Annotated in this window: 8 protein-coding genes; 3 read left to right on the top strand and 5 right to left on the bottom strand. The window is 71.0% G+C overall.

The features are described from left to right. Nucleotides 1-225 precede the first annotated feature (225 nt). From GH736_RS11295 to GH736_RS11305, 3 genes are all read right to left on the bottom strand, one after another. Nucleotides 226-573 (bottom strand): hypothetical protein, encoded by a 348-nt coding sequence (locus tag GH736_RS11295; RefSeq protein ID WP_159603263.1) that lies wholly within the window; start codon nt 571-573, stop codon nt 226-228. A 33-nt stretch (nt 574-606) separates the two neighbouring features. Further along, nucleotides 607-813 (bottom strand): hypervirulence associated TUDOR domain-containing protein, encoded by a 207-nt coding sequence (locus tag GH736_RS11300; RefSeq protein WP_159603265.1) that lies wholly within the window; start codon nt 811-813, stop codon nt 607-609. Nucleotides 814-890: 77 nt separating this feature from the next. Next, a complete protein-coding gene (locus GH736_RS11305) occupies nt 891-1337 on the bottom strand; it encodes an MSMEG_6728 family protein (RefSeq protein WP_159603267.1) in 447 nt (148 codons plus the stop codon). Nucleotides 1338-1583: 246 nt separating this feature from the next. Here GH736_RS11305 and GH736_RS11310 point away from each other — a divergent pair, with 246 nt between their 5' ends. Beyond that, a complete protein-coding gene (locus GH736_RS11310) occupies nt 1584-3182 on the top strand; it encodes a PxKF domain-containing protein (RefSeq protein ID WP_159603269.1) in 1599 nt (532 codons plus the stop codon). 86 nt (nt 3183-3268) lie between these two features. Here GH736_RS11310 and GH736_RS11315 read toward each other — a convergent pair whose 3' ends face one another. Further along, nucleotides 3269-5572 (bottom strand): glycoside hydrolase family 3 C-terminal domain-containing protein, encoded by a 2304-nt coding sequence (locus GH736_RS11315; protein ID WP_159603271.1) that lies wholly within the window; start codon nt 5570-5572, stop codon nt 3269-3271. 43 nt (nt 5573-5615) lie between these two features. Further along, on the bottom strand, nt 5616-6932 hold the full coding sequence (locus GH736_RS11320) for an MFS transporter (protein WP_159603273.1): 1317 nt from the start codon (nt 6930-6932) through the stop codon (nt 5616-5618). Nucleotides 6933-7025: 93 nt separating this feature from the next. Between GH736_RS11320 and GH736_RS11325 the strand changes: the two genes are divergently transcribed. Then, entirely contained in the window at nt 7026-7607 is a 582-nt protein-coding gene (locus tag GH736_RS11325; protein ID WP_203230728.1) for a TetR/AcrR family transcriptional regulator, read from the top strand. Between the two features lie 185 nt (nt 7608-7792). Next, on the top strand, nt 7793-9313 hold the full coding sequence (locus GH736_RS11330; RefSeq protein ID WP_159603275.1) for a carboxylesterase/lipase family protein: 1521 nt from the start codon (nt 7793-7795) through the stop codon (nt 9311-9313). The last annotated feature ends 238 nt before the right edge of the window (nt 9314-9551 follow it).

Raw genomic sequence — 9551 nt, forward strand, 5'->3', positions numbered from 1 at the left:
AGGAGGGCCGCGTCTGGGAGCCGCATGTCGGACACTGGAGTGTGGCACCGTTCTCGGTGTTCCTGTTGCTCCGTGACCTATTCGGCTTGAATTCGTACGTTCCGTTCGGTGTGGCGGTCCTCGGGGCCGGGTGCGGCTGGCATGGCGGGCGTGGCGTCGTGCATGATCGACCTCCGACTCGTGCTGGCGATTCGAGCATGCCACGCCCGGGCGGGCGGAGCCCCGTCAGTCGTCGTCGATGAGCTCGAGGAGCTTCTTGGCCTCGTCGCGGATCTCGTCGTGGTCGAACTGGCCGGCACGGCTCTCGAGCGAGATCACGCCGCAGCGGTGCACCTTCCTGAAGTCGCCGTACGGGAACTTGTAGTGCGCCTTGGTCTCGCGATCCTCGTCGTCGTCGACGCCGAGGTGCCAGTGGCCGTACTCGGCCCAGCCGTGCTGTTCGATGAACGCGTTCTCCTCGTCGGCGCTCGGCGCGTCCTCGCTCCAGTCGTCGCGCTCGTCGCGCACCACCTTGCCGTCGCGCACGAGCGCTCGCGCCTGGCGGAGCCCGGGCTGATGCAGCTTCACGGTCATGTCGATCTCCCTCCGATCGGGCCGGGGTCGAGCTCAGCCCTTCAGCACCCGCAGTGCCGAGCCCTTGTGGGCCGCCCGGGCGCCGGTCTGCTCGCTCTCGACGATGAACGCGGGATCGTCGTCGCTCGCGGTGAACTCCTGCCCCGCGAACTCGAAGTCGGACGTGCGCCGTTCGATGACGCGTCCATGGGTGCGTCCCTGCGACGTCGCCCAGCTCACCCGATCGTGCACGGCGACCATGCCTGCGCCTCCCGACCTGTGGGGCCGCAGGGTGCGGCCCTCGCCTCCGGGCAGCGTAGGCGATGCGGCATCCGGCCTCACCCCCTTGACGGCCAGACGTAGGGGAGGTCCGGCGGCACGTCTGCGGCGAGCGCGCCGTAGAACGCCGGATCCTTGCGGAGCAGGTTCGAGCGGTGCGACCGGTGGAACTCCTCGGATCCGATCCACGGCGGCAACGCGAACGCGCCGGCCCGGTATGCCTCGCCGTCCTCGGGCACCGTGTCGAGCGCGTCGAGCGTCTTGATGCGGCAGGTGTCGGCGTGGCCGCGTCCGACCCACTCGTCGCAGATCGCGTCCTGGTACGCCATCAGCGCCGGCCGGTGGCCGCCCCACATCTTCACGACCGGATGGTGCCGCCAGCCGTACCCGGGCACCGTGAGCGCACGCATCACCTGGAGGGTCTCCACGCGCTGCTTCCCGAGCCGCACGGTGTCGAGCGCGGCGGCGCTGCTGGCGAAATCGGCGAACGGCAGGAAGGTCTGCATCCCTCCTCCCTTCATCCGGCGGCGCCAGCCTATGCACGCCGGCATGCCCCACGCCCGGGGTTGACGACGTGCGCGGGTTGGAACATCCGGCACGCGAACCGCTGCTGATCAGACCTCGTGCGCGTGGCACTCGCACTGGGGCTGACCACGACCGAGGCGGCGCCGGTACGTTCGGGGGGCAGTCCGTAGGCCGTACCCGCGCGCCCACGGCACCGAACAGACACCGAACCCGAATCGGAGAACGCAATGAAGCGTTGGCAATCCACCCTTGCGGGCGCCGCCACGGCGGCCGCACTCATCGTCGGAGGAGGCGGGATCGCCTATGCCGACAACCTCGTCGTCGTCGACACGCTCCAGGCGGACGTGAGCTCCATCTCACTCGGCAGCATCGCGTGCGGCACGCCGGCGAGCGCCTCGGTCGATCTCAGGATGAAGCGCAACGGCAGCGACGAGGGCAAGAACGCCTTCGCGGACTCCGCGGTCGTGACGCTTTCCGCATCCACGACGGAGGCGGAACTGTCGGCCGGCGGCGGCCAGCTCGTGCTGCCGTCGAACTGGGAAGCCCTGGGCAACAACGCGCTGAGCGCCGCGGTGAAGTCCACCATCAGCGTGACGTCGAACGTCGCCGGCCCCCACAGCGGCACCGTGACGTATTCAGCCGCCGGCCTGAACACCGACGGCAACACCATCACCCGCACCGACAGTGTCGGCGTGACGTGGACGACCCTCTCCTGCGGCGCGCCCACCCCGGTCGACACGATCGCGCCGGTCGTCGTCCTCACCTGTCCCGCCGGACTCGTCGAGCGCGGATCGAGCGCGGTCGCCACCTGGGTGGCGAGTGACGCGGGCGGCTCCGGTTTGGTCGGCGCCGCGAGCGGCACGCTCGCGGTCGACACGTCGGCCTACGGCCCCGCTTCCGCCGTCGCGGTCGCGGGCCTGGTGAAGGACCTCGCAGGCAACCCGTCGGCCGAAGCCTCGTGCTCGTACTTCGTGACCGAGCACACGCCCCCGGTCGTCGTGCTCACCTGCCCCACCGAGAAGGTGCTGCTCGGCTCCGACGCCGAGGCCACGTGGGTGGCCACGGATGAGGCGGGCGGATCCGGCCTGGCCACCGCGGCGAGCGGCACGGTGCCGCTGGACACGGACACCTACGGCCCGGCCACCGTGGTGGCTCCCGCCGGCACTGCCGTCGACAACGCCGGCAACGCGTCGGTCGAGGTCGAGTGCGACTACTTCGTGACCGAGCACACGCCCCCGGTCGTCGACCTCGTCTGCCCGGCGTCGCCGCTGCTGCTCGGCTCGTTCGGCGAGGCGACGTGGACCGCGTACGACCCGATTCCCGGATCGGGCATCGCCGACGGGTTCCCCACCAGCGGTTCGATCATGCTCGACACGTCCGGCGTCGGATCCAAGACCGCCACGGTCGCGGCCGGCACGGTGCAGGACAACGCGGGCAACACGTCGCTCGCCGTCGAGTGCGACTACTCGGTCGTGTACGACTTCGCCGGATTCTTCCGCCCGGTCGACATGGGCGGCGTCGTGAACTCGGTGAAGGCCGGCAGCGCCGTGCCGATCAAGTTCAGCCTGCACGGCAACCAGGGTCTCGACATCGTCGCCGCCGGTTCGCCGACGCTCACGCTCACCGCGTGCACGGCGGGCGCCTCGGTCGACGCGATCGAGGAGACCGTGACGGCCGGGGGCAGCACGCTCACGTACGACGCGGTCACCGACCAATACGTCTACGTGTGGAAGACGGTGAAGACGTGGTCGGGCAAGTGCGGCACCTTCGCCCTGACGCTCGACGACGGCACCACGCACACGGCGAAGTTCAGCTTCACCAAGTAGCGCGGCGTCGCGGTCCTGCACCGCGCACCACAGCACGAAGGGCCGGGAGCGCGACGCTCCCGGCCCTTCGTGCCACCTGCCGCCGACTACCCCGCGGCGTTCGACGCGGCCAGCAGCTGCTCCACCTGCTCGCGCCCGAGGCCCATGCCGGGGAACGAGGCGAGCCGCCCGATCGGGAACGACTCCATCATCTTGAACAGGCCGGGGTCGGCCATGAGCCCGGCGGTCTCGCCGTCGCCGAGCGCCGACATGGCCTGCATGATGTACTGCGACGCGACCGGGTGGGCGAGGAGCTCGCCGATCGACGAATCCATCGTGAGCGGCACGGGCACGGCGTCGCCCTCGACGTCGACCGAGACGGTGGCGCGGATGTCGCGACTCGACGCCGCGACCTCGACCGAGTAGCTGCCTCCCTCGACGACCCAGCGGTCCACCCGCGTGTCCCAGTAGGCGAGGTCCTCGCGACGTACGTGCACGTCGACCTCGCGGGATTCGCCCACCCCGAGCGCGACCTTCGCGAAGCCCTTGAGCTCCCGCGGGGCGCGCACGACGGCGGAGCCGGGCAGGGACGTGTAGACCTGCACGACCTCGGCACCGGCGCGGTCGCCCGTGTTCGTCACGGTCACGCGAACCGTGAGGCCCGAGGCATCCGCCGACACCGAGGCATCCGAGTAGGCGAACGTCGTGTACGAGAGGCCGTGCCCGAACGGGTACGACACCTCGAAATCGCGCGCGTCGTACCAGCGGTAGCCCACGAAGAGTCCCTCGCCGTAGCGCACGTGCGAGTGCTCGCCAGGGAAGTCGAGGTACGCGGGGCTGTCGGCGAGCCGCAGCGGGATCGTCTCGGCGAGGCGGCCCGACGGGTTCACGACGCCGTAGAGCACGTCGGCCACGGCCCCGCCGCCGGCCTGGCCGAGCAGCCAGCCCTCGACGATCGCGGGCGCCCGGTCGGCGAGCCCCGACAGCCGCACCACGCCGCCGTTCGACAGCACGACGACGGTGCGCGGGTTCGCGGAGATGACCGCGTCGGCCAGCGCCAGCTGCGCGGCGGGCAACTCGATGTCGTCGCGGTCGAAGCCCTCGGACTCGAGCGCGGCGGGCACGCCGAGGAAGAGCAACACGGTCTCGGCAGCAGATGCCGCGGCCACGGCCTCGGCGGTGAGCTCATCGGAGACCTCGCCGTCGTCGCCGTAGCCGGCCGCGAACGGCAGCTCGGCGCCGGCGAGCGCCCGGAGCTCATCGAGCGCGTTGTCGAGGCGGGTCGGGTTGATCTGCGACGAGCCGGCGCCCTGGTAGCGCGGCGTGCGGGCGAGTTCGCCGATGACGGCGACGGCGGTGCCCACTCCTGTGGGTCCGGGGGTGAGCGGCAGCACGCCGTCGTCGTTCTTCAGCAGCACGATCGACGCCGCGGCGACCTCGCGGGCGAGCGCGTGGTGGGCGTCGGCGTCGTACGCGGCATCCGCCTTCGCGCCGCGCAGGGCCTTCTGCACGAGCTCGACGTTGCGGCGGGCGGCCGTGTCGAGCAGGCGCTCGTCGAGCACGCCCGAGCGCACGGCGGCGACGAGCTGGGCGTCGGTGCGACCCTCACTCGACGGCATCTCGAGGTCGAGGCCGGCCGCGAGCCCGGTGACGCGCTCGTTCACGGCGCCCCAGTCCGAGACCACGAGGCCCTCGAAGCCCCACTCGTCGCGGAGCACCTTCGTGAGCAGCCATGGGTCCTCGGAGGTGTACACGCCGTTGAGCCGGTTGTACGAGCACATGACGGTCCACGGCTGCTCGTCCTCGACGACGCGCTGGAACCCGCGCAGGTAGATCTCACGCAGCGGTCGCTCGTCGATGTCCGCCGAGACGCGCATGCGGTCGGCCTCCTGGTTGTTCGCGGCGAAGTGCTTCAGCGAGGCGCCGACCCCCTGCGACTGCAGGCCGCGCACGAGCGCGGAGCCGAGCACGCCCGACACGATGGGGTCCTCGGAGAGGTACTCGAAGTTGCGTCCGCACAGCGGCGAGCGCTTGATGTTGATGCCGGGGCCGAGCAGCACGCCGACCTGCTCGGCGAGCGATTCCTCGCCGAGGGCGATGCCGACGCGCTCGAGCAGCTCGGTGTCGAACGACGATCCGAGCGCGACGGCGGGCGGGAAGCAGGTGGCCGGTACGCTGTCGCCGATGCCGAGGTGGTCGCTGCTCGCACGCTGCTTGCGCACGCCGTGGGGGCCGTCGGTGAGCATGATGGCCGGCAGGCCGACGCGCTCGACGGGCTTCGTCGTCCAGAAGCTGGCGCCGCTCGTGAGCGAGGCCTTCTCCTCCAGGGTGAGGCCGGCCACGACGTCGGCGGCGCTTCGGTCGATGGCGGATGCCGCGGCATCCGTCGCCGGGTTCAGGGTGTCGGTCATGGGTGGATCCTTCCGGTTGAGGTCATTGTGGCGGCATCCGTCATCACTTCACGGCCTTGATCGGCCAGACGGCGAACGCACCGAGGACCGAGAGCACGATGCCGACCGGGAAGAGTCCGGCGTACCCGAACGAGAGCACGATCGCGCCGGCGACGCCCGGTGCGAGGGTCTGCGGCAGGGTCGCGGCGATGTTCACCACGCCGAGGTCCTTCGCGAACGACTTCGCCGACGGCAGGACCTCGCTCATGAGGGCGGTGTCGACGGCCTGGAACATGCCGAAGCCGAGGCCGGCGATGAAGGTCATGATCATCCAGGCGGTGACGTCGGGCCAGGCCCAAGGCAGCAGGAACGCGAGGCCCGTGACGGCCGACGACGCGAACACGAAGGGCTTGCGACGGCCGACCCGGTCGGAGATCGGCCCTGATGCGACGGTCGCGATGAGGATGCCGGCGAGGCTGATGAGGCCGAGCACGGGGATGACCGAGCCGGGCTCGGCGATGCCGAAGTAGTCGGTGAGCAGGAAGAACTGGTAGCCCGTCACCGCGAAGTAGCCGGTGTAGAGCAGCAGGCGGCCGGTGAACGCCCAGAAGAAGTCGGGGTGCTTGACCGGGCTGACCCAGAATGTGCGGAGGAAGTCGGCGAAGCGGAACGGCTCGGGCTCCAGCTCGGTCGAGGAGTGGTCGGGGTTGAAGACGATGAACAGCGTGAGGATCACGAGCGACAGCGCCGCGAAGGTCACGTACCCGGCGGCGATGCTGCCGAGGAAGACCGACCCGATGATCTGGCCGCCGAGGGCGCCGACCATCAGGCCGATGCCCGAGAGCGCCGCGAAGGTGCCGCGTCGCTTGAGTGGCACCCGGTCGGGCATGACCGCGCTGAGCGGCCCCTGCGCGAAGTTGTAGGTGATCTGCACGAGGGTCCACGCGATGACGACGCCGACGAGGCTGTTCGCGAAGGCGAGGCCGACGAGCGCGAGGCCGCCGGCGAGCGAGCCGAGGAAGATCCACGGCGCGCGGCGCCCGAACCTCGAGCGCGTGCGGTCGGAGATCTGGCCGGCGATCGGCTGGGCGAGCATGGAGAAGAACGCGCCGATCGTCATCACCACGGCCAGGTTCGCGACCTTGTCGGCCTCGCCGAACTGGGCGGTGATCTGCGCCGGGAGGAGGATGCCGGGCACCGCTCCCCAGATGAGGAAGATGCCGAGGTTCGCGGGGATGATCCAGCCGAGGAGGCGGCCGATGCCCCTGATCGGCGCTGGCGGATCCTCGTTGCCCGTGGCCTCCTCGAAGAACGCGACGGGCTCGTCGACCTCGTCGGTGCGGGGATCGGCAGCGGGTTGCGGGGTCGACGCCATTGTCATCGGGGGAATCCTCTCGGGGGTCTCAGCACTGAGTCGGCAAAACCATACATCGCTCGGTTTTCATTTGCAACAGCCGTTCCGTACCATGCAGGTATGGCACGCAGGGGTTCGTACGCGAAGGGCGTGGCGAAGCGCGAGGAGATCCTCACGACCGCGCTCGACGTCATCGCCCGCAACGGCTATCGGCGCACGTCGGTGCGCGAGCTCGCCGACGCGGTCGGCCTCAGCCAGGCCGGTCTCCTGCACTACTTCTCGTCGAAGGAGGAGCTCTTCCAGGAGATCCTCCGCAAGCGCGACGAGGTCGACACGGGCGGATTCGTCGACAACGACCTCGAGCACCCGGTGGAGGGATTCTTCGCGGTCATCCGGCACAACTCCGAGGTGCCCGGCCTGGTGCAGCTCTACGCCCAGGTGTCCACCGAGGCGTGCGATCCCGACCACCCCGCGCACGCGTTCTTCGTCGACCGGTACAACCAGTTCCGCGGGGTCTTCGGCACGCTCGTGCGCGACGAGCAGGCCGCCGGCAACATCGATCCCGAGCTCGACGCCGACCGCATCGCCAACCTCTTCCTCGCCGCGGCCGACGGCCTGCAGACCCAGTGGATGCTCGACCCGTCGATCGACATGGCCGATCACGTCGCCTATCTGTGGCAGCTCGTCACGCGGAAGGCCTGAGCGGATGCCGCGGCCGCAGCGCAGGTCGCTGATGCCGCCACCCGCCGCGGTCGCCGCGGTCGCCGCGGCATCCGATCCCGTGGTTGAGTTCCGGCACCGCGTCTCCCATACTTGATTCCCAAGCGTCACTCGGTTTTCAACCGAGGCATCCGCCCCCATCGAAGCGTGCGTGAGGAGCTGCCGTCATGTCGGTCGCCGGAACCGAGACCCACCCCGAGGTCGACACCGTCACGGGCCGCGTTCGCGGCCGTTGGCGCACGGATGCCGCGGGCAACCGTTCTGCGGCCTTCCTCGGCATCCCGTTCGCCGAGGCACCCGTCGGCGAGCACCGCTTCGCCGCCCCGGTCCCCCGGCGACCGTGGGAGGGCGTGCTCGACGCCACCGAGTTCGGAGCCACGGCGCAGCGCGGCGACCCCGGCGTGACGCTCATCCCCGAGCCGTCGGTGCCCGGCGAGTCCACGCTGAACGTGAACGTCTTCACACCGGCGCCCGCGGCCACCGGTGCGACCACTGGTGCGACCACCGGCACCGCCCTGCCCGTGCTCGTCTACATCCACGGCGGCGGCTACTTCGCGGGCTCCCCGGCGAGCCCCTGGTACGACGGGCAGGCGTTCAACCGCGACGGGGTCGTCACCGTGTCGATCTCGTACCGCCTGGGGTTCGACGGCTTCGGCTGGATCGCGGATGCCCCGCTGAACCGCGGCGTCCTCGACTGGCTGCTCGCCCTCGAGTGGGTGCGCGACAACATCGCGGCGTTCGGCGGCGACCCGGCCCGGGTGACGATCGCGGGTCAGTCGGCCGGCGGGGGTGCGGTGCTCACGCTGCTGGGCATGCCCGCGGCCCAGCCGCTCATCTCGGGCGTCTACAGCATGTCGGGCGTCGCGGTCGACGTCACGCTCGCAGAAGCCGAGGAGTTCGGCCGCAGGCTGGCCGCGCTGGGCGGCGTCGAGCCGACTCGCGCGGGGCTCTCGTCGCTGGGCGAGGCGCGCATCCTCGAACTCCAGAAGCAGCTCACCGATCCGGCGCCGGGCGGCAACCCGATGGCCATGCTCCGCGGCTTCATCGAGGATGGGCTGCCACTCGGGCCGGTGGTCGACGGCGACCTCATCCCGAGGGCGACGATCGACGCGATCGCGGCGGGTGTCGGCGCCGACAAGCCCCTCGTGCTCGGCGCCACCGACGACGAGTTCTCGATGATCCTCGACGGCGCGAAGGACAAGCTCCGCTGGGTGCCCGCAAGCTTCCTCCTCGGCAAGGTGGGGCTCGCGCGCGCCGAGCGCACGACCTACCTCGGTGCCAACGCCGACGTGCGCCGGCTCGGCACCGCGGCGGTCCTCGGCCGGTACCTCACCGACCGGATGTTCCGCACCCTCCTCCTGCGCATCGCCGCCGCCCGAGGCGACGCGCCGACCTGGCTCTACCGCTTCTCGTGGCGGTCGCCGAACTTCGGCCGGGCCGTGCACTGCGTCGACGTCCCGTTCTTCTTCGACTGCCTGGGTGCCGAGCGGGTCGACGCGATCGGCGGGGACGCCCCGCCCCAGGCGCTGGCCGACGAGGTCCACTCCGGCGCGGTCGCCTTCGTCGCGCAGGGCGACCCGGGCTGGCCGCGGGTGACGGATGCCGCGGCCACCGCACGGGTCTACGACGTGCCGTCCGTGGTGTCCGCCGACGCGTTCGCCGGCGTCCGCCCGCTCGTCGCTCGCTGACCTTCCGGGCGGCGTGCCCCGAACGGGGTACGTGACCCAAGGCGACACGCCGACCATGCTTGCGAACATGACGAACGTCGGCGAGACATCCGTTCCAACCCCCGGCGGCCCCCTGGCCGCGCAACCCGAACACTCCGCCCTCCTCCTCGAGCACCTCGTGATCCACGGGCCCGCGACCCGCAGCGAGCTCGCCACGGCGACCGGGCTCGGTCGCGGCGCCATCGCCGGCCTCGCGGCG

The organism is Agromyces humi (assembly GCF_009720255.1).
Lineage (GTDB): Bacteria > Actinomycetota > Actinomycetes > Actinomycetales > Microbacteriaceae > Agromyces > Agromyces humi.